Annotated in this window: 20 protein-coding genes; 17 read left to right on the top strand and 3 right to left on the bottom strand. The window is 47.2% G+C overall.

What is annotated here, in order from left to right; translation table 11 throughout:
- Positions 1-37 precede the first annotated feature (37 nt).
- The 5 genes from dctP to EOPP23_RS12650 all read left to right on the top strand — a co-directional run bounded on the left by dctP (position 38) and on the right by EOPP23_RS12650 (position 4,476).
- Positions 38-1,042 carry a TRAP transporter substrate-binding protein DctP gene (gene dctP / locus EOPP23_RS12670; RefSeq protein WP_153766358.1) on the top strand — a complete coding sequence of 335 codons (1,005 nt, stop codon included), beginning with the start codon at positions 38-40 and terminating at the stop codon, positions 1,040-1,042.
- Between the two features lie 89 nt (positions 1,043-1,131).
- Positions 1,132-1,482, top strand: a complete 351-nt coding sequence (locus tag EOPP23_RS12665; RefSeq protein ID WP_153766357.1) for a (2Fe-2S)-binding protein — start codon at positions 1,132-1,134, stop codon at positions 1,480-1,482.
- A gap of 1 nt (position 1,483) precedes the next feature.
- Positions 1,484-2,935: an NAD(P)/FAD-dependent oxidoreductase gene (locus EOPP23_RS12660; RefSeq protein WP_153766356.1), complete on the top strand. Its 1,452-nt coding sequence runs from the start codon at positions 1,484-1,486 to the stop codon at positions 2,933-2,935.
- Positions 2,932-4,056 (top strand): FAD-binding oxidoreductase, encoded by a 1,125-nt coding sequence (locus tag EOPP23_RS12655; protein ID WP_153766355.1) that lies wholly within the window; start codon positions 2,932-2,934, stop codon positions 4,054-4,056. Before EOPP23_RS12660 ends, EOPP23_RS12655 begins: the two co-directional genes overlap by 4 nt.
- A gap of 72 nt (positions 4,057-4,128) precedes the next feature.
- Positions 4,129-4,476, top strand: coding sequence for a RidA family protein (locus EOPP23_RS12650; RefSeq protein WP_153766354.1), 348 nt, complete (start codon positions 4,129-4,131; stop codon positions 4,474-4,476).
- 107 nt (positions 4,477-4,583) lie between these two features.
- Here EOPP23_RS12650 and EOPP23_RS12645 read toward each other — a convergent pair whose 3' ends face one another.
- Positions 4,584-4,970 carry an acyl-CoA thioesterase gene (locus tag EOPP23_RS12645; RefSeq protein ID WP_153766353.1) on the bottom strand — a complete coding sequence of 129 codons (387 nt, stop codon included), beginning with the start codon at positions 4,968-4,970 and terminating at the stop codon, positions 4,584-4,586.
- A gap of 226 nt (positions 4,971-5,196) precedes the next feature.
- On the opposite strand from EOPP23_RS12645, the gene EOPP23_RS12640 reads away from it, so the two are divergent.
- The gene (locus EOPP23_RS12640) at positions 5,197-7,560 is read left to right on the top strand and encodes a lipopolysaccharide assembly protein LapB (protein ID WP_153766352.1); all 2,364 of its coding nucleotides are present in this window, start codon (positions 5,197-5,199) and stop codon (positions 7,558-7,560) included.
- Between the two features lie 48 nt (positions 7,561-7,608).
- Here EOPP23_RS12640 and EOPP23_RS12635 read toward each other — a convergent pair whose 3' ends face one another.
- Positions 7,609-8,073, bottom strand: a complete 465-nt coding sequence (locus EOPP23_RS12635; protein WP_153766351.1) for a MaoC family dehydratase — start codon at positions 8,071-8,073, stop codon at positions 7,609-7,611.
- A gap of 303 nt (positions 8,074-8,376) precedes the next feature.
- On the opposite strand from EOPP23_RS12635, the gene EOPP23_RS12630 reads away from it, so the two are divergent.
- The 6 genes from EOPP23_RS12630 to EOPP23_RS12605 all read left to right on the top strand — a co-directional run bounded on the left by EOPP23_RS12630 (position 8,377) and on the right by EOPP23_RS12605 (position 14,230).
- On the top strand, positions 8,377-9,552 hold the full coding sequence (locus EOPP23_RS12630; RefSeq protein ID WP_153766350.1) for a steroid 3-ketoacyl-CoA thiolase: 1,176 nt from the start codon (positions 8,377-8,379) through the stop codon (positions 9,550-9,552).
- Positions 9,553-9,660: 108 nt separating this feature from the next.
- The gene (locus EOPP23_RS12625) at positions 9,661-10,566 is read left to right on the top strand and encodes an SDR family NAD(P)-dependent oxidoreductase (RefSeq protein ID WP_153766349.1); all 906 of its coding nucleotides are present in this window, start codon (positions 9,661-9,663) and stop codon (positions 10,564-10,566) included.
- 59 nt (positions 10,567-10,625) lie between these two features.
- On the top strand, positions 10,626-11,315 hold the full coding sequence (locus EOPP23_RS12620; RefSeq protein ID WP_153766348.1) for a PaaI family thioesterase: 690 nt from the start codon (positions 10,626-10,628) through the stop codon (positions 11,313-11,315).
- 70 nt (positions 11,316-11,385) lie between these two features.
- Complete coding sequence (locus EOPP23_RS12615) at positions 11,386-12,573, top strand: acyl-CoA dehydrogenase family protein (protein WP_153766347.1); 1,188 nt, start codon at positions 11,386-11,388, stop codon at positions 12,571-12,573.
- Positions 12,574-12,575: 2 nt separating this feature from the next.
- A complete protein-coding gene (locus tag EOPP23_RS12610) occupies positions 12,576-13,715 on the top strand; it encodes an acyl-CoA dehydrogenase family protein (RefSeq protein WP_153766346.1) in 1,140 nt (379 codons plus the stop codon).
- A 68-nt stretch (positions 13,716-13,783) separates the two neighbouring features.
- The gene (locus EOPP23_RS12605) at positions 13,784-14,230 is read left to right on the top strand and encodes a nuclear transport factor 2 family protein (RefSeq protein WP_153766345.1); all 447 of its coding nucleotides are present in this window, start codon (positions 13,784-13,786) and stop codon (positions 14,228-14,230) included.
- On the opposite strand, the gene EOPP23_RS12600 is transcribed toward EOPP23_RS12605, so the two are convergent.
- Complete coding sequence (locus tag EOPP23_RS12600) at positions 14,202-14,663, bottom strand: hypothetical protein (protein WP_153766344.1); 462 nt, start codon at positions 14,661-14,663, stop codon at positions 14,202-14,204. The two genes, EOPP23_RS12605 and EOPP23_RS12600, sit on opposite strands and share 29 nt — an antisense overlap.
- Positions 14,664-15,409: 746 nt before the next feature.
- Between EOPP23_RS12600 and EOPP23_RS12595 the strand changes: the two genes are divergently transcribed.
- The 5 genes from EOPP23_RS12595 to EOPP23_RS12575 all read left to right on the top strand — a co-directional run bounded on the left by EOPP23_RS12595 (position 15,410) and on the right by EOPP23_RS12575 (position 23,807).
- Entirely contained in the window at positions 15,410-16,990 is a 1,581-nt protein-coding gene (locus EOPP23_RS12595) for a DUF1302 domain-containing protein (RefSeq protein ID WP_153766343.1), read from the top strand.
- Between the two features lie 290 nt (positions 16,991-17,280).
- Entirely contained in the window at positions 17,281-18,666 is a 1,386-nt protein-coding gene (locus tag EOPP23_RS12590) for a DUF1329 domain-containing protein (protein ID WP_153766342.1), read from the top strand.
- Between the two features lie 270 nt (positions 18,667-18,936).
- On the top strand, positions 18,937-20,325 hold the full coding sequence (locus EOPP23_RS12585; RefSeq protein WP_153766341.1) for a DUF1329 domain-containing protein: 1,389 nt from the start codon (positions 18,937-18,939) through the stop codon (positions 20,323-20,325).
- A gap of 350 nt (positions 20,326-20,675) precedes the next feature.
- The gene (locus EOPP23_RS12580) at positions 20,676-22,049 is read left to right on the top strand and encodes a DUF1329 domain-containing protein (protein ID WP_153766340.1); all 1,374 of its coding nucleotides are present in this window, start codon (positions 20,676-20,678) and stop codon (positions 22,047-22,049) included.
- A gap of 354 nt (positions 22,050-22,403) precedes the next feature.
- The gene (locus EOPP23_RS12575; RefSeq protein WP_153766339.1) at positions 22,404-23,807 is read left to right on the top strand and encodes a DUF1329 domain-containing protein; all 1,404 of its coding nucleotides are present in this window, start codon (positions 22,404-22,406) and stop codon (positions 23,805-23,807) included.
- Positions 23,808-23,851: the final 44 nt, after the last annotated feature.

Raw genomic sequence — 23,851 nt, 5'->3', positions numbered from 1 at the left:
CCCCTCCTGACATAAAACGATAATAAAAGGAAAACAAATGACCTTGAATAATTTCAACAAAATCTTCACCGCCAGCCTGATGGCCGGTGTTCTGGGAATGACTGCGGTTGCAGAAGCCAAGACCCTTAAGATCAGCCATATTCGCCCACAGGGCGCGAACATTGATCTGGAGATCAAGGACTTCGCAGCAAGCCTGAAAACGGCCACTGACGGCGATGTAAAAGTAAAAATCTATGCGGCCAGCGCTCTGGGTGATTACACAACAGTTCAGGAACGTATCTCCATCGGCGCTATCGATATGGCTGTGCAGCCTGCTGCTACTGCTGCTTCCCGTAAGATGCAGATCAGTGCTTTCCCATACGTTGCTGAAAACTGGGCGCAAGCTAAAGAAATCTACGGCCCGGGTGGTGCAATCTATGACGCCATGAAAGGTCTGTACGCAAAGCAGGACATCACCATGCTGGCCGCTTACCCGGTTTACTTTGGTGGCGTTGCTCTGAACACCAAGGCGGTTTCTCCAGGCAATCCTGATGTCGATAAGGGTATCAAGGTTCGTGTACCGGGGATTAAAAGCTTCCAGTTGACCTCTGACTCCCTGGGTTACATCAGCTCTCCGATTCCTTTCTCCGAAGCGTTCACTGCCGTACAAACCGGTGTGGTTGACGGTGTGGTAGGTTCCGGTGCTGAAGGTTACTACGCTTCTTTCCGTGACGTGACCAAGACTTACATTCCAGTGAACACTCACTTCGAAGTCTGGTACATGATCGTTAACTCCGAGACTCTGGCTGACCTGGACAAAAAAGACCGTAAAGCTCTGGAAATGGCCGCGGTTGAGTTTGAAACCAAGCGCTGGGGCAAGGCTGAAGCAGATCAGGCTGCCTACGAACAGAAACTGGCTGATAACGGTGCCACCATTATCAAACTGTCTGACGAAGAACTGGCTGCAGCTGCTGCCAAGGTTCGTAAGGAAGTATGGCCACAGATTCTGAGTGACGTTGGTAAGGACTGGGGTCAGGGCGTTCTGGACAAGATCGCTAACTAAGCCTCTGCTCTTTATAGGAGCTTCAGGAGTGCAGTAAAGCTGCACTCCTATCTGTCTCTGCTTTGGGTCACCTTCTTCGGATTTAAGTTATGTTCCGTACTCTTGCCAAGTCTGCTTCTGTAGAAGTCGGGCTGACCATTAATGGTCAGTATTACCGGGTTCCAGCTGGCTGTTCGGTCTGGACAGCCATGATTCTGGCCCATGAAACAACCACACGACTGTCGCCGGTTACTAAAAAGAAGCGCTCGGCCTACTGTGCCATGGGCGTCTGCTATGAGTGTCTGGTTGAAATAGACGGTACTCCCAACCAGCAGGCCTGCCTGAAGGAAGTGAAAGAAGGCATGCAGATCTGCAGGCAGGAAATTACTGAAAGTACAATTGCTGAGCTTGATTCATTAAGTTCAGAAGGTCTGGCAATTAATGCAATGGAGGCTAAGTAGTATGTCTTCCACATTTGATATTGCCATCATTGGCGCCGGACCGGCCGGAATGGCTGCCGCTGTTACCGCCAGTAAAACTGGTGTATCGGTGGTTGTTCTGGATGAAAAGTCATCCGCCGGCGGCCAGATTTATAGAAAGGTTACATCCAGTCCTTTAGAGAACCCTGAGATTCTCGGCCCTGATTACATCAAGGGTAAGGCGCTGGTTGAGCAGTTTGATGACTGCTCTGCTGAAAAGTACTACGGAGCCTCTGTCTGGCACGTAGGCGACAACGGGGAAGTGTTGTTTTCCCGTGATGGTCAGACGCATTCTTTAACCGCAAAAGAGGTATTGATCTGTTGCGGTGCCATGGAGCGACCTTTCCCTGTTCCAGGCTGGCATCTGCCGGGTGTAATGTCAGCAGGCAGTGCCCAGGTGATGTTAAAGGCTGACGGCATTGTTAGAGAAAATGCTGTTTTTGTCGGTACCGGGCCGCTTATATATCTTGTTATTGCCCAGTATCTTCGTCTTGGTATTAAAGTTAAAGCATTGGTGGATACAACACCGAACAGTGCCTATATCGAATCAATGACCAAATTTCCGGGCGCTATTCCTCAAAGCAGCATGCTGTTTAAAGGTCTCTCCCTGTTTAATGAAATAAGAAAAGCCGGTGTGCCAGTTTTTCGTTCTGCCAGAGATATTAAAATTGAGGGTGCAGAGCAGGCGGAAGCGATCGAGTTTACAACGGGCGGCAAACAACATCGTCTGGATACCGATCATATTTTCCTTCATCAGGGTGTTGTTCCGCATTTGAACCTGACCCGTGCCATAGGTCTTGATCATGAGTGGGATAAACAGCAGCTTTGCTGGCGTCCGGTACACAATGATTATGGTCAGAGCTCAGTGGAGTGGATCTCTGTTGCAGGAGATAACACCGGTATTGTTGGCGCTGATGGCGCAGAAATGACCGGTAAGCTGGTGGCACTGAGTCAGCTTAACCGTTTGGGGGTGATTACCAACGCTGAACAGGCTGTTAGATCAGAGCCTTTAAATCGACAGCTGCACAGCCTGAACCGTTTTAGAAAATTTATCGATTCAATGTATCAACCCATTGTCGAGCACCGTATTCCACAGGATGAAACTACCGTTGTTTGTCGTTGTGAAGAGCGTACGGTTGCCGAGTTAAAGAAAGGTTTTGAGCAGGGTGGTCAAGGCCCCAATGAATTGAAAGGTCTCACCCGTTGTGGAATGGGTCCTTGTCAGGGACGTCAATGTGGTCATACGGTCTCTGAACTGCTGGCAGGCTGGCGTGGCGAAGGCGTTGAGCAGGTCGGCTACTATCGTCTGCGTTCGCCTATGCGTTTGCTGAACCTGCAGGAGTTTGGCCAGTTTTCTGAAATCAAGCCTATCAATGCGATGACGGGGGAACCTTCAGCCAGTGAAGAGCCTTCAGCCAAAGGAGAAGTCGTATGAATCATCTTACTCCTGACGTATTGATTGTAGGTGGCGGTATTCATGGTTGCTCTGCCGCCTATCACCTTGCCAGAGCGGGCGTTAAAGTCACTGTTCTGGAAAAAGACTGGGTGTCCCGCCACGCTTCCGGTGTCAATGCCGGTGGTGTTCGCCTGCTGGGTCGTGATCTGGCAGAAGTGCCTCTCAGTAAAGTGGCCATGAATCTCTGGCAAAACCTGGATGATGAACTGGATGCTGATACCGGCTTCAGACGACGTTCACTGATTAATATCGCTGCCGACGAGCAGGATATGAACACACTCTATGCCCGTCGTGAAAAAATGCACGCCGCAGGCTATCAGCATGAAATTATTATTGATCAGCAGGAACTACGTGAGCGTCTGCCTCATGTCTCTGATCAATGTGTGGGTGGTGTGGTATCTGAGTCGGACGGTTATGCTATTCCATATCAAAGCACCAAAGCTTTCAGGCGAGCCGCTGAACGAAACGGTGCAGTTTTCGTTGAAGGCGAAGCGGTTGATTCCATTCGCAAAGTGGGCGCTCACTGGCAGGTTAAAGCCAGTAAAAACAGCTATCAGTCAGAACATCTGCTGAACTGTGCTGGAGCTTGGGCTGACAAGATTTCCGTGATGATCGGTGATAACGTTCCGCTCACTCACAGTGCGCCTATGTTGATGATCACCACGCGAATGCCTCATTTCGCAACACCAGTCGTCGGCGCTGTAAGTCGACCTCTGTCGTTCAAACAGTTTGAAAACGGCACTGTATTGATTGGTGGTGGTTCGAAAGGCTTTGCGGATCGAGCTAATAATCGCACGCGACTGGATTACAAGAAGCTGGCCATAGGCGCAAAAAATGCTGCCGAGTTTTTCCCGATTATGAAGAAAGCATCGGTTAACCGTATGTGGTCTGGCCTTGAAGCTTATATGCCGGATAACCTTCCCGTGATCGGTGAAAGTGTCAATGCAGACAATGCCTGGCACGCCTTTGGTTTCTCTGCGCACGGTTTTCAGCTTGCTCCGGTTGTTGGCAGAGTGATGGCTGATTTGATTACTACCGGTAAGTCTGACTTTGATCTGCAGGCTTTCCGTATTGACCGCTTTGAACGTAAAGTTCTTTAATTCCCTACAAATTGAATAGACCTGCGTCTTTTGAATGTTTTTAAAGGATGTGGGGAGAAGGAGAAGTAAGTAATGACTATTGAACGTATTGGCTCAACTCACCGTATGAGCAAAATCGTTAAGCACAACAACACTATTTACCTGTGTGGCCAGACCGCCGGTGAAGCTCAGTGGGATATCGCTGAACAGACTCGTCAGTGCCTGAAAAAGGTCGAAGATCTGCTGGAAGAAGCAGGTAGCAACAAGGACAAGATTCTGTCTACCACTATCTATGTGCGTGATATGAAAGACTTCGCAGGCATGAACGAAGTATGGGATGCCTGGGTAGCAGACTCTCCAAAGCCTGCCCGTGCTTGTGTTGAAGCTCGTATGGCTCGTCCTGAGATTCTGGTTGAACTGACTGTGGTTGCTGCTCAGTAACCACTCTCTTCAGAGTTACTTTAGAAAAACGTCTTTGTTTTTAGCCGGTAGCGGGTACTCCAGGAAGTTCGCTACCGGTTTTTTTATCGAGTCTTCAATTCTACTGATCAATCAAACTCTTCCGTCAGATTATCCCTGGTCTGTCCATGCGGAATAGGCTGCCCTTCATCATTAATCGCTACAAACACAATCTTGTCGATCTTGATAATCACCTGTTTGGTGATTTTGTTACGCACTTCACAACGCACCGTTAGTGAGCTGGTGCCAACGTTGGCGACTTCCATGCCAAACTCGATAATATCGCCTTTGAAGGCAGCCCCGACAAAGTTAATCTCGGACATGAATTTGGTCACCAGCTGACTGCTGAAGCCCATTTTACAGGCCGCATAGATAGCCGTTTCTTCATCGATCCAGGCGAGCAGGCAACCGCCAAACAGACGGTCAGCTGAATTAAGGTCGCCGGGCTTTACCACTCTTCTTGAAAAGAAACGCATTTTGCAGCTCCCTGATCTTATTTGTTTTTTGTATTCGGGAAGGGTTACCAGCAATGAAAGGCTGGAACCGTACCTTGATTCGGATAAATGCAGGTTTTATACCATATATTTATTTCAGAATGAGGTAATAATTCTCAAGAAAATGATTGTGTTATGTAAATGCTCGGGAGGCTCTAACCATCAAAGTCTGAGTCGATAAAGCCAGAAGGCCTTCAGGGTGTTCGGTATGGATACTGGTTCTACAAAACCTTCAGGTGCGACGGGAGGCATTACACCTCCACAGACACCCGGAATACAATCAGAAAAAAAACAGGGTACAACAAGCAAGGTTGAATCTGGAGCCCCTATTGGTCATAGAAAGACCGATAAGCTTTCATCTGAAACCACTAGGTTTCGTGAAAGCTTTGAAGCTCGTTTAACTGTGGCTACAGAGCGCTTTACCAGAGCAGAAAAACCGAGCCTGTCTGAATTCAGAGTTTTACTTCAGAGGCGCGATGGCCCAACGGCTGCCCTGATGCCTGATGAGTATCTTAAGGAACTTCTGGCGCTGACTCCGAAGGAGAGTTTTTCTCGTTACAGTCCCGAACATCTGAATTCAATGGCTACAGATGTGCGGAAATACCCTGGTCGCTCTATTGAAGAGAGAATGAATAATCGTTTTTCTCTCTATATTCTCTCTGTGTGGCGGGGTGATGAAAAAGAAGCTAAATCAGTATTGAAAGAGTTGCTGAACTTTCCTTCAGAAATGTTGGAGATAAACCTACAGGCTATCGAGATTTATCAAAAACTGGCAAAGAGCAAGAAGACGCTGAAGAGTCACGGTCAACTCGACAACGCTGTGCGGCTGGCAATAGACAGCCAGTTCACCCCTCTGGTTGTTCTGCTGACCAGAATGGCGTGTCGAACGGCTACAGGATCCGGAGTCAGCCAGGGTTATCTGGTTGAGTTGCTGGCCTGTTGTACGGATCGAAATCATATGCTGAATATTGCCCAGCCTTTGGCATTGGAAATGATCGACCTGGCTTTTATCAGGGGAGTTAGAGAAGCAGTCGAACCTGCTTCAGAAAGCGCTCATCTGCTGTGGCTGCTGATATCGTCAGCTATGGAGGAAAGAAGAGAACCACTGAACAATACACCATTTACCGGCACTTTAAATAAACACTTATGGACCATGCTTGGAATAGCGTTGACTGGGTATAAGGCAGGAAGTCTCGAAAAACTCCGTGACACTTATTTTAGGTCAGCTAAAGATGCACCCACTGATCGAGATAGGAAAAAATCAAGGTTCGGCTTGAAAGAGAGTTCATTATTAAAGGCTGCTGACTTTATTGAGGAGCGGTCCAAGGGACAAACCGAGTTTGTCAAAGCCGTGATAGAGCTAACGCTCGGACATTACTTCAAGTACCAATATTTTTTAAATACGGAAGAAGACCCCAAGGCTGCTGAACATTTTCTAAAAGCAGCAGATTCAGGACCGTTTCCGTTGTTGTATATTGAAGCGGCCAATATTTACAGCGGAAGAGCTGACTATGATCAGGCAATAGTTTGCCTGAATAATGCTCTTAAAGTACGTGGCATGCCCCAAGTACTCACAGGTACTATTCAAAACCAACTGGACCTATACAGGCAGAAGCGTGATGAGATAAGAGCTGTTCGTGAACAAATTTTTCATGAATTTACAGATCAGGCTTCTTCAAAACCCAGATCAGAGAAGAAAGAACGTCGTAAGAAAAAGAATAAGTCGCACCATTCTGGAGCTGAAGTAACACCTGAGTCAAAGCCTTTAGAGGCGGTAACCCGGACTTTTATAGAAGAAACAACGCCTGAACCTTCTCATTCATTAACCCGTTCTGCTCACACCTTTTCGCAAGATGATGGCACTGAGTGTGAAAGTAATCAGGGTGATGACGCAACTGTTGAAGTACCGAGGCCACCAGCAGAATCAGCTAAAAGCATTCTCACTATCTCTGAAACAGAGTTCGTATTTGAGGGCTGGCTTCCCGACCAGAATCGTAGAGTGATGATAATGATTGATAAGGTCAATGAATATAGAGAAAAAGAAAACAGTCGGTCAGAGTTTCAGTATTTGAATAGACTGTTGAAAAAAGGCGATAACGATTTTTTTGGTCGATTGCAGGAGGAAAAAGGCTGGAGCTTCCTTCGAATGGCAGACTGTCCCAGATTTCAACTGGGTACACCAAGAGTCGAAAAAAGACGGTTAATAAGTGAGTGGTTGGGGCAGGCAGAGCATTGCTTTACGGAAGCTGCAGCAAGTTATCTAGGGGACTATATTCCAGACCCGATAAAACCAGATCCGTTTCTGGATACTGTTGAGAAAAGGTACACTCGGACTCCTGAATTGAGAGGAAATGCTGAATATCGAAAACGCATGCGTTCACTCTGTTCATCTTTTGGACACCTCTATAGTCATAAGGCACGTATGGCAGGAGAAGGTCAACGAGAAAAGCTGGGCGATATAGCTACTGACTTTTATAATCTCAAAGTTAAAGTTGACCCGGATTATGTACCAGACTCTGTTGCAGAACCTGTGACTAAATTGAGGTCAGTAAGTAGTAAGAAGAATGCCTGAAACTGGAGCAGCCAGTCAGAAAAACTGACTGCGTATTATTTAAGCGGATCACATATACATAAACATCATTTCATAAACCAGCGCCGGACGCTCTTCCCCCACCACATGAATCTGCTGCTTCATGGTCATGGTGGTGCCTTTCGCTGAACCAACGACGCTTTTAATACGACTACGGGTATGTATTTTGCTACCGGCAGGCACAATGCCGGTGAAGCGCAACTTGTCAGAACCCACATTCAGCATGTTCTTGAAACCGGTTACTTCATAGTTCTGCTCGGTGCGCATCTTTGGAATCAGAACCAGTGTCAGAAAACCATGAGCAATGGTGGTTTTAAACGGGCTGTAATCTGCACACTTCTTTGGGTCAGTATGCAGCCAGTAATCATCACCGGTCAGCTCGGCAAACAGGTTGATCATATCCTGACTGATCGTTACTTCTTCACTCCAGGTTCCGAATTCTTCGGAAACCAGTTCCTGCATGCCTTCAACATCATCAAAATTATACTGTTTCATATCAGCCTTCTTATTTACCTATCAGAGCTTGAACGATTGGTGGGTAGAGTCAGGGTTGGTCTTTCAAGGGGCATGGATGCCCGACTAGCGACTGCGGGCAGGAAAGCCCGAGGAGCGGAAAGAACAACCCTGACTCTACCTGGACTCTCAATTAATACGTGCAAAATTAGCCATCTGAAGGGGGTTGCAAAAGGTCTGATTGGACTATTCACCCCCCACTTGCCTTCGGTGATAATGCCTGCCATCTGCGTAATAAACTCTGAAAGTTAACGACGTTTAAAATAACAAGAAAGGACAGGAATCATGGCAGAAGCGGTTATTGTTGAAGCATTGCGTACGCCAATCTCCCGTGGCAAGCCTGTAGTTGGCGAGCTGAGCGGATTCCACGCTACCGAGCTGCTGGCTCAGTCAATGATGGGCCTGCTGGAAAAATCCGGTGTCAGCCACGACGATATTGATCAGCTGATTGGCGGTTGTGTGACACAGGCTGGAGAACAGGCCGGTAACATTACCCGTAATGCCTGGCTGACCCTTGGTAAGAACTACCTGGCGGGCGCCACCACTATTGATACCCAGTGTGGTTCTGCACAGCAGGCCAACCACCTTATCTCTTCCCTGATCACCAGTGGTTCCATCAACTCCGGTATCGCCTGTGGTGTTGAAGCCATGAGTCGTGTTGGTCTGGGCATGAACGTTTATAACGGCCCGGGTTACTTTATTCCTAAGCAGTGGCCTTGGGATACTACGCCAGACCAGTTCGGCAGTGCCGAGCGTATCGCTAAAAACCGTGGCATTACCCGTCAACATGTTGATGAATTCGCCCTGATGTCTCAGCAGAATGCGGCTCGCGCCTGGGCTGAAGGCCGTTTTGATCGTGAAGTTATCAAGGTAACTGCGCCTGTACTGGGCGAAGACGGCAAGCCGACAGGTGATACACGTCAGGTTACTCACGACCAGGGTTTGCGTGAAACGACCATGGAAGGCCTGTCCAACCTGAAAACAGTTGTTGAAGGCGGTGTTCATACTCCGGGTAACTCTTCCCAGATCTCTGACGGTTCTGCCGCTGTGCTCTGGATGAGCAAGGAAGAAGCTCTGGCTCGTGGCCTCAAGCCTCGTGCTCGCATCATTACTGATGTCTGCGTGGGTACCGACCCTTACTACCTGCTCGACGGCCCTGTTGATGCGACCAATGCCCTGCTGAAGAAAAGCGGCATGAGCATGAACGACATTGACCTGTTTGAAGTCAACGAAGCCTTTGCTGCTGTCGTATTGTCCTGGGCTCAGGTTCATAAGCCAGATATGGCTAAGGTGAACGTCAACGGTGGTGCAATTGCGCTGGGTCACCCAGTCGGCAGCACGGGTGCCCGTCTGATCACGACCGCTCTGCACGAACTGGAACGTACCGACAAGTCTACCGCACTGATCACCATGTGCTGTGGCGCAGCGATTGGTACCGGTACCATCATCGAACGTATCTAATCTAAATGAATGAAGCTATAGCAGGGCTGTTTTGCCACTCTAGCTCTACAACATGAGCTTCATTGCGTTTTAACGTATTAAAAAGAATAAAAAGGCGGGAGTTGTCTGATGAGTAATCTGGACGGAAAAGTCGCTATTGTTACCGGTGCCGGTCGTGGCCTTGGTCGCGAAGAGGCACTGCAACTGGCTCAGCAAGGTGCCAGAGTCGTAGTTAACGACCTCGGCGGCAACGCTGACGCAGAAGCAGCAGCACAAAGTGTTGTTGAAGAGATTAAAGGTTTTGGTGGTGAAGCGATTGCCGTATTCGGTGATTGCGCTGACTGGAACGATTCTGAAAACGTATTCAAAACCGCCATCGATACTTTCGGTGATCTGAATATTTTGGTGAATAACGCCGGTTTCTGTCGTGACAAAGCCATCTTCAATATGACCGAAGATGAGTTTGACTCTGTCGTGCGTGTTCACCTGAAAGGTCACTTCGTTAATATGCGTCACGCGACCAGCTACTGGCGCAACAAGTGCAAGACCGACGGTAAGCCGGTTCATGGTCGTTTGATCAGCACCTCTTCCGAAGCTTTCCTGTTCGGTTCTGCCGGTCAGCCTAACTATGCCGCTGCAAAAGCGGGTATTACCGCCATGACCATGGGTGCTGCCCAGATCATGTTTAACTACGGTGTAACGGCGAACGTTATCTGCCCTCGTGCCCGTACTGACATGACCAACCAGGGCATTACCGCCCAGATGTTTGCCAAGCCGGAAGAAGGCTTTGATATGTTCTCGCCAGCCAACGTTGCTCCACTGGTGGGTTACCTGGCATCCGAGCAGGCTGCCAATGTTTCCGGTGAAGTCTTTGTGGTATTTGGTGATGAGGTGAACATCGTTCACAGCCCTGTGATTGACACCAAATTCAAGCACGGTGACCGCTGGACACCGGAAGCTCTGGCTGAAGCCATGGGCGGACACTTTGCTGGTCAAACACCTATTCGTGATGGCTTTGCCATTATGCCGCAGTAAAAACGATTCAGTGACTCCCATGCATCAGTGTGGGAGTCACTGCTTCTATCAGGGAAATCATGATGTCGCAGAACCCTCAGACGGAAAGTCCTGAAGACCAGAAGCAGCGCATGATTGAACTGCTCAAGTCAATCAATCGCAGCCTCTATTCCACCACGCCTTCATCAGAGGTGCTGGATAAGGTTGAGAATGAACTGCTTCAGTCTGCTATTCAGCTGACCAACCATCCCCGGCGTAAGAAAAAGAAAGACGCTGAAAGCGCCGCCGAGTTTATGACCAACCCCGAGCATCAGAACCATCGCAGTCTTTATACGCCGGTCAGTGGTCGCTGCAATGTCCAATCGCCCGATGTAACCTTTCACAGTGATCGAGACGCTTTAAAAGCCCACGCCGACGTTTATTACGATGAAACTTTTGAAGGTGGTCTCGGCATGGTCCATGGTGGCCTGATTGCGGCGCTGTTTGATGAGCTGTTCGGGTTGATTGAGCACCACACCGGTAATGCCAGTGTTACCGGTGGTCTGCGACTGAAATACCTGAAGCCGACTCCGATCAAAACCCAGCTTCGCTATGAAGCCTGGATCGATCGACAGGAAGGCAGAAAGTCTCTGGTCAAAGGTCAGCTGAAGTTAGATGACGATTCATTGAAGAACAATGTGCTGGTAGAAGCAGAAGCTGACTTTATACGACTGGATGTAAACAAAGACAGCTTTAAGGCCATTGATCAGTACGCTGAAGCAGAGCTTTAACTCGAACGATAAAGGGGCAGCATGCTGTTGTCATGCTTGACCGTAAGAATAACAAGAAAGAGGCATTTCAATGTCTGACTTGAAAGCATTTCGTCAGGAGATACGTGCCTGGCTTGAAGAGAACTGCCCTCAGTCCATGCGCACAGCTGCCAAGCTGGAAGAGCAGGTCTGGGGTGGTCGTAATATCAGCTTTTATTCTGAAGACTCCAGAGTCTGGTTTGAGCGCTGTGTAGAGAAAGGTTACACCGTGCCGGACTGGCCGAAAGAATACGGTGGTGCAGGTTTTGATAAAAAGCAGCATCGTATCTTTGAGCAGGAAATGGAACGTCTTAACTGCCGTCCACCGCAGATGAATCTGGGTATCTGGATGGTTGGTCCGGCTATTCTCGAGTTCGGCACTGAAGAGCAGAAGAAAGAGCATCTGCCAAAGATCGCCCGTGGTGAAATCCGTTGGTGTCAGGGTTATTCCGAGCCAGGTGCAGGTTCCGACCTCGCCAGTCTGCAGTGTAAGGCGGTTCTGGAAGGCGATGATTTTGTGATCAACGGTTCCAAAATCTGGACGTCTTACGCTGACGAGTCCGACTGGATCTATTGTCTGGTAAGAACCGATCCTACGGGTCGTAAACACGACGGCATCACCTTCCTGTTGTTTGATATGCAGACTGAAGGTGTTGACGTTAAGCCGATCGAACTGATCAATGGTGAAACCCACTTCTGTCAGACTTTCTTTGACAATGTACGTGTACCTAAAGCTAATGTGCTGGGTGAAGTCGATAAAGGTTGGACCGTTGCCAAGCGAGTGCTGGAATTTGAACGGGATATGATGTCCAACATGGAATCAACCGTTGCTGTTTCAGGGCAGTCTCCAAGAACCATTGGCCAGAAATATCTGGGTGATGACAATGGTCGTGTGACTGACGACGTGTTCCGTCACGCTATTGCCAAGCATGAGGTTAATCGTCTGGCGATGGAGCTGACACCTCAGCGCATGGTCGATGAATACACTCAGGGTGTGGGGGATCCAACCGTGGGCATGATTCTGAAGTACGTAGGTACGGAAGAAGAAAAGCGTAAGTATGAGTTGATGATCAAGATGGCGGGCGAGCACTGCCTTGGTTGGGGAGACGATATCTCCGAGCTGGAAGAACAGCTTACCAGTGAATGGCTGGGTACCAAGACCTACAGTATTGCCGGTGGTACGTCAGAAATTCAGCTGAATATCATCGCCAAACGTGCCCTTGGTCTGCCGGAGAAATAAGCATGTCATTTGCATACAATGAAGAACAGCGTTCGCTGAAAGATACTGCCAGAGACTTTGCCAACGACAACACACCGGTAGAAGCTCTGCGCAAACTCCGTGACAGTAAAGACCCGGTTGGCTACTCCAGAGAAAACTGGGGTCAGATGATCGAGCTGGGCTTTGGCGGCATCATCTTCCCGGAAGCTTATGGTGGTTTTGAGTTTGGTGTTAAAGGTCTGGCTGGCTGCTTTGAAGAGTTTGGTCGTACATTAACAGCTTCACCTCTGCTGTCGTCTGTTGCTCTGTCCGGCTCCCTTATACTGGAAGCCGGCAGTGAAGAGCAGAAGCAAGAATTGTTGCCTGCTATCGCTATGGGTGAAAAGCAGGTGGCTGTAGCATTGGAAGAGTCTTCCCGCCACAACCCAGCTGGTGTTGCTCTGTCTGGTGATGTGTTGGGTAATGGCTTCAAGCTGAACGGTAAGAAGACGCTGGTTGTTGATGGCCATGTCGCAGACTTGCTGATTGTTGCTGCCCGCACTTCCGGTCAATCAGGTGAAGAGCAGGGCATAAGCCTGTTTCTGGTTGATCCGAAAGCTGAAGGCGTTGAGATTCAGAAGAACGGCCTGACCGATAGTCGTAACTATGCCCGTATCAGCTTTACTGATGTTGAGCTGGACAGTACTGCGCTGCTGGGAGAAGAAGGTAACGGCTTCGCAGCGTTGGATAAAGCACTGGATGTGGCAAGAATCTGTCTGTCGGCCGAGGTGTTTGGCTCCACTCAGGAAGTCTTTGAGCGTACGGTTCAGTATTTCAAAGAGCGTAAGCAGTTTGGTGTGCTGATTGGTACTTTCCAGGCGCTTCAGCACCGAGCGGCCTTTATGTTTACCGAAATTCAGGTTTGCAAAACCTTGCTGATGAATGCCTTGAATGCGCTGGAGTCGGGTGCAGACAATGCACCGGCCATGATCAGTGCCGCCAGAGCTAAAATCTGTGAAATTGCCGAGCTGGTAACCAATGAAGCTGTACAGCTGCATGGTGGTATTGGTGTGACGGATGAGCTGGAAATTGGCCTGTTCCTGAAGCGTGCCAGAACGTCGCAGATACTGTTTGGTGATGAGCGATTCCACTATGATCGCTATGCGACCCTGAGTGGTTTCTAAACACTCTTAAAGCCGAGTCTTGGTAAGTCTCGGCTTCACTTCAAAAATAATAAAATGAAGGTTATGCGATGAGCTTTTCTCTGCAGGCGCTGTCAGATCGCTATGAGCTTGAACAGCTGATCTACGAATACTCCGATATTATTGACCGTCGCCGTTTTGATGACCTGAATTCCATTTTTACTAAAGATGCTTTTATCGATTACACGGATACCGGTGGTATCAAAGGTGATCTAGAAACCATTAAACAATTTCTTGAAGAGTCCTTTATCTACTTTCCAACCAGCCACCATTTAAACGCTAATATCCGCTTAAAGGTTGATGGCGATTCTGCAACAGGCACTGTGATGTGTCTCAACCCCATGGAGATGCAGCTATCGGATGAAAGTCGTCAGCTATTATTTATTGGGCTCTGGTATCACGATACTTTTGTACGAACCCAGCAGGGTTGGAAGTTCAGTAAGCGTGTGCAGGAGAAGGCTTATGATTTTAATAAGCCGGATCTACGGACCCTTTGATTATAGAGTGGTCAAAATGAAGTAAAGGTGGGGGAATGAATTCGTAGTCTTCTGCATCATAGAAAAAGTAAAACTGGTAGTAAAAAGGTCCGTTGTCGCTGCTGCTATCATCACTGCTATCCGAGTTTGACTCGAATTCGATCATCAGGCTTGTATTGGTGAAACCGTTAAAGCCATCCAGTATTTCTGCCTGCTCAAAGTTGTCGTCATCAGTCTTGAATACCCCTTCAATGCTTTCACCTACTTCAAATACGTAGAAGGTTGAATAGGTTCTGATCGGTTCCTCTCCAATCAGGCTGTTCGCTATTCCCAGCAATTTATCCTCAGAAGACTGGGTGAGCAAAATAGCCTCTACTTCGGACATTCCGCTGCTTGATGCAGGCAATAAAAACATCAGGGCTGCAATTACAGGCCCTAGAATCAGAGGCTTCATGTAACGGTCACCTATATCCGAAACCTGTATAGGGAAAGGGCTGGCTCTCTGCTGTAATTATAGGCGTCAGCCGACGATGTGAATGGGTTTAAGATTTTTTAGCTTCAGGGTAATACCAGATAGGTGGCGTCCAGGTGAACTCCTAAATAGTCTTTGGGTACGCAGGGTTATCACAGGCGCCTTATTCGGCTTACCGCTATGGGGCGTTGCCAAAATTTCGCAGTCATTGCCAGCGCAGTTACTGCTGTTGTCCAGATATTCCCACCATTGCTCCGATCGTTTGGCAAAGCTGGAAGAAACAGGCAGGAATTATTACTTAATCAGTATGTTTGTGGTGGGCCAATGATTGCCTCTCGCAGAATTGTTTTTAAATTAAAAAACAGATTATTCATCTACTAAATAGCATTTGCTGCAGAAATTTTCCGAGCACATAGGTAGTGAGTGGTTAAATTTCATATTTACAGTTTTTTCAATGGGTTATGGTGTTGCAGGAATTAAGACAAGTCGCTTGACTTACATTGCGCTTTTTACGTACTCTGTCGCCCAGTTCTGGGCTGCCTGAGCAGGGACTGGCTGAATATGTAAGACTCTGTTGGCCGAATTTGCACTTGCTGCAAATAAGGCGGGGGGATTAGTGTTTACCGGCAGTCTTATAACAACAAGAACGACTCACACAAGCGGGCTGTAGACGACAACAGAGATGAGAAGTGCTCTGGTCGATACGGCCGAAAAAACCGGGGCCTCTTATGAAAAATACAATAACAAAGACAGTTAAGCAGGACGGGTTCTCTCCGAAGAAGAGCTTGCTCACTGTTGCTGTTGCAACAGCTGTTTCCACCATGGCACTGCCTGCCTACTCTCTGACTTTTGAACCTACCAGTGAAATCACTGTCGATCTTGATACTACGCTGAGCTATACGGCTGGCTGGCGTGTGAGTGATCAGAATGAAGATTTACTGGCGAATACTCGTGCGGATGATGGTAACCGTAACTTCGAAAAAGGTTCCATGATTAATAACAAGGTTTCGATCTTGTCAGAAATGGATATTCGTTACCAAAACTACGGAGCATTCCTTCGTGGGGCCGCTTTCTATGATGGTGCATATTTCGGTAAAAATGATCATGATAACCAAGCTTCTATAAACCACGATACTACTGAGTTTGCTTACAACTCTTTTACAGATAAAACTCAGGAAGTGCATGGTAAAGATGTACGTTTGCTTGATGCGTTTGTATATGGAAACTTTGAGATTGGTGAACGTAACCTGAACCTTCGTGTTGGTCGTCAGGTGGTTCAGTGGGGTGAAAGCCTTCTATACCCGGGTGTTAGTGGTGGAATGAGCCCGGCAGACGGCACCAAAGCTGTTGTGCCTGGAACTGAGGTCAAAGAAATATTCTTGCCAGTTGGTCAGGTATTTACTCAGTTGGATTTGACAGAGAATCTCAACGTTGCTGGTTACTATCAGTGGGAATGGAAGAAAACTGAAGCATCAGAGTACGGTAGTTTCTTCAGTCTGTCTGACTTGGTAGATGAAGCAGGGACATTAGTTCTTCCATATGGTAGTGCTGGTCCATCCTATAATATTAAACGTGGTCAAGATAAGGATGCTAAAGACTCTGGTCAGTGGGGTCTTGCGCTAAATTATTATGCTGAAAATGTTGGCTATGGAACAGAGTTTGGCCTGTATTACATTAACTATCACGAAAAAGCACCTTCAAAAATCCTTCTTGACTTCGCACCTGATGCTACAGGAGCAGGTAACTACCATATAGAGTATCTAGAAAATATTAAGCTGCTTGGTGCAAGCTTTGGTACTTTGCTTGGTGATACCAACGTAGGTGGCGAAATTTCTTACAGAAAGGGCGCTACAGTTGGAGCTAACTCAACTACTGATACAGGTATGCGCGCCAACGTAGTTCAGGCTCAGCTTTCTGCTATTCACTCATTTGGTGTATCGTCACTCGCTGATGATGTATTGATGGTTGCTGAAATTGGTTATGACAAAATAACTAATAAGAAGAAAGAAGAGCTTGCAGAAGGTAAAAGGTTGAGTGGAGCTGGTGTTAAGGCGAACTTCACCCTTAAGTACAATAATGTAATGCCTGCTACGAATGTTGAAGTGCCGATTACTTTGGCGCATTCAATTAGAAATCATGGTGCTGGTGGAGCGTTTTCTGGTGGTGATAGTGCGAGTATCGGCATGAAAGCGATCTACCAGGATCAATGGCAAGCAGAAGTTAAGTATAGTGCTTACTTTGGTAAAGCAGAAGATAATGCATTTACCGATCGTGATAACGTATCTATCAACGTGAAGTACACCTTCTAATTACCACTCTTCTGGTATTTAAAAGCAAAAGAACCGCTACTCCTTATGAGTAGCGGTTCAATCCTTATTTAAGCGCAGAAGACGGAAGCTCTCTGCTCATTCAAATCACCCAGGGAAGAACGATTAGCAAAACTCAATAGCCAGAACTTGATTTGAGCTCAGTAAGTGGCTGGACATACGAATTAAAGGTTATTTTCCCGCTGACGCGGAAAAAATAACTGATTTTACATTCGACGTGTGTCTACAGACTTGGTGTTGTCGGGACTGAAATAAAGTTGAAAAGAATTGAAATGAAGCTGAAACGGTTTTCCTCCTTTGCTGCATCTGCGGCACTCTTTACAGCATCTGCTGTTCTGACACTGAATGCTCAAGCGAAAGTTTCTGCAGAAGAAGCGGCTCGTTTAGGTAAAGATCTCACGCCGTCCGGAGCTGAGTGGGCCGGTAATAAAAGTGGCGCTATTCCTGCCTGGAATCCCGATTTTAAAGTTCCTGCTGAATACAAGGGCAGTGGTTCTCAATACGTTGATCCATACGCTGATGAAACCCCCTTGTTTACTATTACAGCGAAAAATCTTCATCTCTATAAAAACAAATTATCAGAAGGTCAGATAGCGCTGTTTGAAACCTATCCTGACACCTTCAAAATGCCGGTCTACACAACTCACCGTGATGGCCGTTATACTGATTTTGTCGAAAAAAACATTTACCGTAATGCACTGAATTCAACGCTGACGTCAGATGGCAATGGTGTTGTGAACTCTTTTGGTGGTGTGCCTTTCCCGATACCAAAGAGTGGGGAAGAGGTGATGAAAAACATTAACCTGGGTGGCGGTGCTCTGTTCAGTAAGCAAACCAATGATAATGTCATGGTGTATAAAGATGGCGCTCATCTTATTGGCAGAACCACGACCACGACCCGGGCGCCTTATTTTGACCCTGAGCTGACACCGGAACAATACAGTGCCGAGAAGATGCCGGCTATTGTTCAGTTCACTGAAAACCTGCTGCCTGTGCGTGAAAAGGGTAAAAACTTTCTGATTCATGAACCGGTTGATTTAACCAATCAGGTTCGTGGAGCCTGGTCTTATACACCGGGAACACGACGTGTACGTCGTGCGCCGAATATTGCTTATGACTCACCAGTCGGGCTGGCCAGCTTTCTTCCGGTTGACAGTACTTCCGGTTTTAACGGCTCTATGGATCGTTATAACTGGAAACTGATCGGCAAACGTGAACTGTATATTCCGTACAATAATTACAAGTACGAAAATCCGAGTCAGGATTACAAAGAACTGTTTATTGCCGGTCACCCAAACCCTGAGTACGCCCGCTATGAACTGCATCGTGTCTGGGTAGTTGAGGCCAACCTGAAAGAAGGCAAGCGTAACGTCTTTAAAAAACGGGTGTTATTTATTGACGAAGACAGCTGGGTGCCATCCGTTGTTGATCTGTATAACAAGGATAATCAGCTCTGGCGTGTAACGCTTCATCATTCAATTAACCGTTATGACTTCCCTGGTGTACTGGGTCGTTCAGGTGTTTATCTGGATTTGATCTCAGGTGAGTATCAGGTTGATAAATTTCAGGGTAAGAATCGTGGTTATCCTCTGAACACAGGTGTTAAAGAGATGGCGTACTTTAAGCCATCAACATTAAGAAAAATGGGTATTCGCTGACCCGAAGTAATACTGGAATCTTGTCTGTCGTTTATTAGCAGACATTCAACAGGGATGTATAGCACGTAAGTGTGTAGACACACGTAATCGAATATTAAATGGCTGCTTTCCCGCCTGCGGCGGGCAAGCAGCTTATGAATTCGTATGTCTGGGTACTTAATAGAAAACCTCGGGTTTACCTGAATCAGGTTTCAATGTGCAAAAAGTGAAGCGAGCAGGGGTTCTTGCTTTCAGCCAGAAATAGATAGAAGTAGAGAAGTAATTATCTATATGAAATACACAATAAAAAAGACACTCATTGCCGCATCCTGTGCGGGTGTCATGTTCGCAGCCATGGGCACTGCCCATGCTAAAGTGTCTGCTGAAGAAGCGGCCAAACTGGGTATTGAAGGTACTGAACTGACGCCATTTGGTGCTATTCGTGCTGGAAATGCCGAGGGTACTATTCCGGCCTGGACACCGGAAATGAAAGTGCCTGACGGTTTTAAATCAGGTGATCGCTATCCGGACCCATACGCTGATGACAAACCTCTGTTTACCATTACTGCCGAGAATGTTGATAAATATAAGGACAAGCTGACTGCTGGTCAGATTGAGATGTTCAAGACATTCCCTGAAACCTTCAAGATGCATATTTATCCGACCCATCGTGGAACCGGGTTCAGTGATTTTGCCTATCAGAGTGCCATGAAGAATGCTAGCCGTGCCGAACTGGCGCCAGGAGGTAACGGTATTCGTAATGCTTTTGGTGGTGTGCCTTTCCCGATTCCTAAATCCGGTGATGAAGCTGCATGGAATATGGGAACAGCAACGGCCGCCAAGTTCTTTCGAGAGTATAACGAGCAGGTACTGGTTTATCGCAACGGTAAGCAAAGTATCGGTGGTTCCACCAACACGTTATACAACCCGTACTTTGACCCTGAGTTAACTCTGGAAGAGTATGAGGCTGGAAATTATCAGCGTCAGATTCTGATGATCGAAACCACTGCTCCAGCCCGTGAAAAGGGTGGCTCAGCACTGGTTTACACTCAAACCGATACCGGCAAGACACCGCAGTCTGCCTGGAGCTATTCACCAGGAGTGCGTCGTGTACGTCGTGCGCCAACAGTTGCTTACGATAACTTTGAAGGTCTGGGTAAGTTTAATACCGTTGATGCTGGTAAGGGCTTTAATGGTGCTACCGACCGCTATGACTGGAAACTGCTGGGTCGTAAGGAACTGTATGTTCCTTATAATGCCTACAAGTTTGATGACCCGAATGTCAGCTTTGAAGAGCTGCTCACGGCCGGACATGCCAACCCTGAATATATGCGCTATGAGCTGCACCGTGTCTGGGAAGTGGAAGCAACGGTTAAAGAAGGTCAGCGTAATGTCTTTGGCAAGCGAACCATTCATTTTGATGAAGACAGCTGGGTTCCTGTAGTTACTGATCTATACGACAATCGTGGTGTACTATGGCGCGTTGTGCTGGGTAACAGCATTAACCGTTTCGACTGGCCTGGTGTCACTATGCGAGCCTACATGTATCACGATCTGTTCTCCAAGGAGTATCTGGCAGATACGCTGTGGAACCGCACGGAGATTGAACCGAAAAACTTCAATTACAAAGAGTACAGCTACTTCAAGCCGTCTACTCTTCGTAAGCTGGGTGTTCGTTAATACGCTCATTTGAAAAATATGAGTAATTAATTACTCGTTAGTGACGCAGGTTGGGTTGAAGCATGAAAGCCAGCAATGGAACTGCTTTCAACTCCAAGCTGCGGCAGTGGCAAATGTTGATGTTTATAGAGAATTCAACATCTGCCATTTTTGTTTTTGATGACTGATTAAATGTTCGGACATTTGAATTCGTATTCGATTACGTATGTCTGCACACTTACTACCAGTCTGCCGGAAGAGTGTCGCTTTTTCTGATAAATAAAACAGAAGAATAAAAACCTGCCCGAGTTGTACAGGAAGTCGACACTAACAGTGTTTTGAAAATGGAGCTTTTAAAAGCAGTAGGTCCTATGAAACGAGTAGTAAAGCACACACTCGCTGCCACAATTGCAGCTACAATGATATCTGCAACTGTCCAGGCAAAAGTCTCACCGGAAGAAGCTTCGCGCCTTGGTCGTGATCTGTCACCTCAGGGCGCAACCATTGCCGGCAATAAAGAAGGCACTATTCCAGCCTGGAATCCTGATTTTAAGTACCCTGAACGTGGCGCCAATGGCCAGTTTGTAGATCCCTATGCTGATGAGAAACCGTTGTTCTCAATTACAGCCGCAAATGTTGATCAGCATAAAAACAGGCTCTCTGCCGGTCAGATCAAGATGTTCAAAACCTATCCGGATACCTATCGGATGGATATTTACCCTTCCCATCGCAATGGTGGCTATTCCGACTTTATTAATAAAAACACCATTGCCAATGCAACCCGTGCCACTTTGGCAAAGGACGGAGCCGGTGTAGTTAATGCATTTGGTGGTGCGCCTTTTCCGATTCCAAAGCAGGGTGAGGAAGTGGTCTGGAATATGAATCAGGCGGCTTTCCCTCATTTCTGGCAGGAAGCCAAAGACGCAATTCTTATTTATAAAAACGGCAGCCAGCTGGTTGGCCAGCAACTGATGACCTTCAGAGCACCCTACTTTAATCCCAACAGTTCCATTGAGGAGTTTCAAAAAGAGAAACATCCAAAAATTATGGTGCTGAACCAGACGATGGAACCTGCACGCAGTAAGGGTGAAAGTGTGCTGGTTCATGAACCGCTGGATTTCTCGGAAGTGGAGCGGGCTGCCTGGACCTATACACCGGGTGTTCGAAAGGTTCGTCGTGCGCCGAATGTTAAATACGACATTCCGACTAATCTGGGTAACTTTACACCATCTGATACGGCGGGTGCTTTTACTGGTTCAACCATTAAGTTCAACTGGAAGCTGCTGGGCAAGAGGGAACTTTATATTCCTTACAACACCAATAGGTTTGAAGATCCGGCTTTAGAGTACGATGAGTTGTTTCCAAAACATCATGCCAATCCGGATTATCTGCGTTATGAGTTGCATCGTGTCTGGGTAGTGGAAGCGAACCTTAAGGAAGGTGAGCGAAACACTTACAAGAAGCGAGTGCTGCATGTTGATGAGGATGGCTGGATTCCTGCAGTGACTGACCTGTACGACAATAATGATGAGCTGAAACGCCTTGTTCTGGTTAACTCTCTCTACCGGACAGACCTGCCAGGTGTCATGCTGAGATCACAACTGCATATGGATATGAAGAGTAATGAATACATTGCGCTTGAGCTGATGAACAAAACCCAGTTAACAAATCCGGCACTGAATGACGGTGTAAAAAGCCTGAGCTGGTTTAAACCCAGAACCCTCCGTCGTCTGGGTGTTCGTTAATTATTCGTATTTAATGGTCCTCCTTCAGGGGCTGTATGTGCTCAGACATACGAATGCATAAGCTGTTGCCAGTCTGTGGCGGACAACAGCAATGTAATATTTGTATGCAGTCTCTGATATTCGGATTTCGCTACGTAGATATACGACTTTATTATTAGAAAAATAGTGTGAGTCAAAGCGCTTATCTGATAGAGTTAAGGCGTGCGCTTCAGTTGTGTGACGAGCTCTTCGATATAGCTTATCTTAACGCTGTATGACTTAGTCAGGCTCTAGGTTATTCAGTGTTTGGGTAAGGGAAGGGTTGGTACGCGAAACTGTTGCTACAAAAAAAGCAGTAATAATAAGTAGAATAATATGAAGTACATAATAAAAAATTCTCTCTTGAAAACCTCCATCACTTCCCTTGCTTTTGCAACCAGCATGCTGGCTGTGGGTTCTGCTCAGGCCAAAGTGTCTGCTGAAGAAGCAGCTAAGCTGGGTGTTTCCGGTACAGAACTGACTCCAATGGGAGCAATTCGTGCGGGAAATGCTGAAGGCACTATTCCGGCTTGGAATCCGGATATGTCTATTCCTGAGGGTATTGATCCAGCTGATAAGATTTCAGACCCTTATGCTGCCGAGAAGCCACTGTTCACCATTACTGCAGAAAATGTTGAGCAGTATAAGGACAAGTTGACAGCTGGACAGGTCAAGATGTTTGAGACGTACCCGGACACTTTTAAAATGCCGGTTTACCCGACTCATCGTAAAAGTGGTTACTCCAGTTTTGTTTATAAAAGTGCCATAGAAAATGCGACCCGGGCAGAGCTGGTGCCTTCTGGTAATGGTGTAGTAAATGCCTATGGTACTGTTCCTTTTCCGATGCCCAACAATGGCGAAGAAGCTATCTGGAACCTGGGCGCAGCTTCTGCACCAGTCTATTTCAAGGAAGTGAACGAGAGTGCTCTGGTTTATCGAAACGGTAAGCGATTGGAAGCTGGCTCTATTTCGGAACTTTATAACCCGTACTTTAACCCGGCTTCATCCCTTGATGAGTTTGAAAAAGAAAACTACCCAAGGCAGATGATTATGATTCAGCAGACTGCCCCAGCCCGGAACAAGGGTGGTGCTACCCTGATTTATACCCGTATGAATGCCGATAAAACACCTCAGTCGGTATGGAGCTACTCTCCTGGTGTGCGCCGGGTTCGTCGTGCTCCGACCGTCGCCTATGATAATTTCGAAGGACTTGGCAAATTTAATACCGTCGACAGTGGTAAAGGTTTCAACGGTGCGACTGATCGTTATGACTGGAAATTACTGGGCCGAAAAGAGTTCTATGTACCTTACAATGCCCATAGCTTCGACAGGCCTCTGGACAGCTTTGATGAAATGCTGACAAAAGGCCATGTAAACCCGGAATTTATGCGTTATGAATTGCATCGTGCATGGGTAGTAGAAGCAACGGTTAAAGAAGGTGAGCGTAATGTCTTTGCCAAGCGAACCATTCTGCTTGATGAGGACACCTGGATTCCGATGGTTGCTGACTTATACGACAACCGTGGTGAGCTCTGGAGAGTAGTGCTTGGTAACAGTAAACGACAGTTTGATAGAAACTCTGTAATGCTTCGCTCTTATATGTACCACGACATGGTTTCCAATGAGTACCTGGTTGATGTTCTGTGGAACAGAACCAAGAAGAAGTTAGGCCAGGGTTCTGGAACTAAAGAGTACAGCTACTTCAAACCGGCCACCCTGCGTAAACTGGGTGTTCGCTAAGCGACAGGTTTGATGAAACGCCTTCCTTCACTGAGATGGAAAGC

This window comes from Endozoicomonas sp. OPT23 (assembly GCF_009653635.1).
In the GTDB taxonomy this organism is placed as follows: Bacteria; Pseudomonadota; Gammaproteobacteria; order Pseudomonadales; family Endozoicomonadaceae; genus Endozoicomonas_A.
The sequence above is the reverse complement of the archived record's forward strand: the minus strand, read 5'-3'. Positions and strand labels throughout refer to the sequence as shown.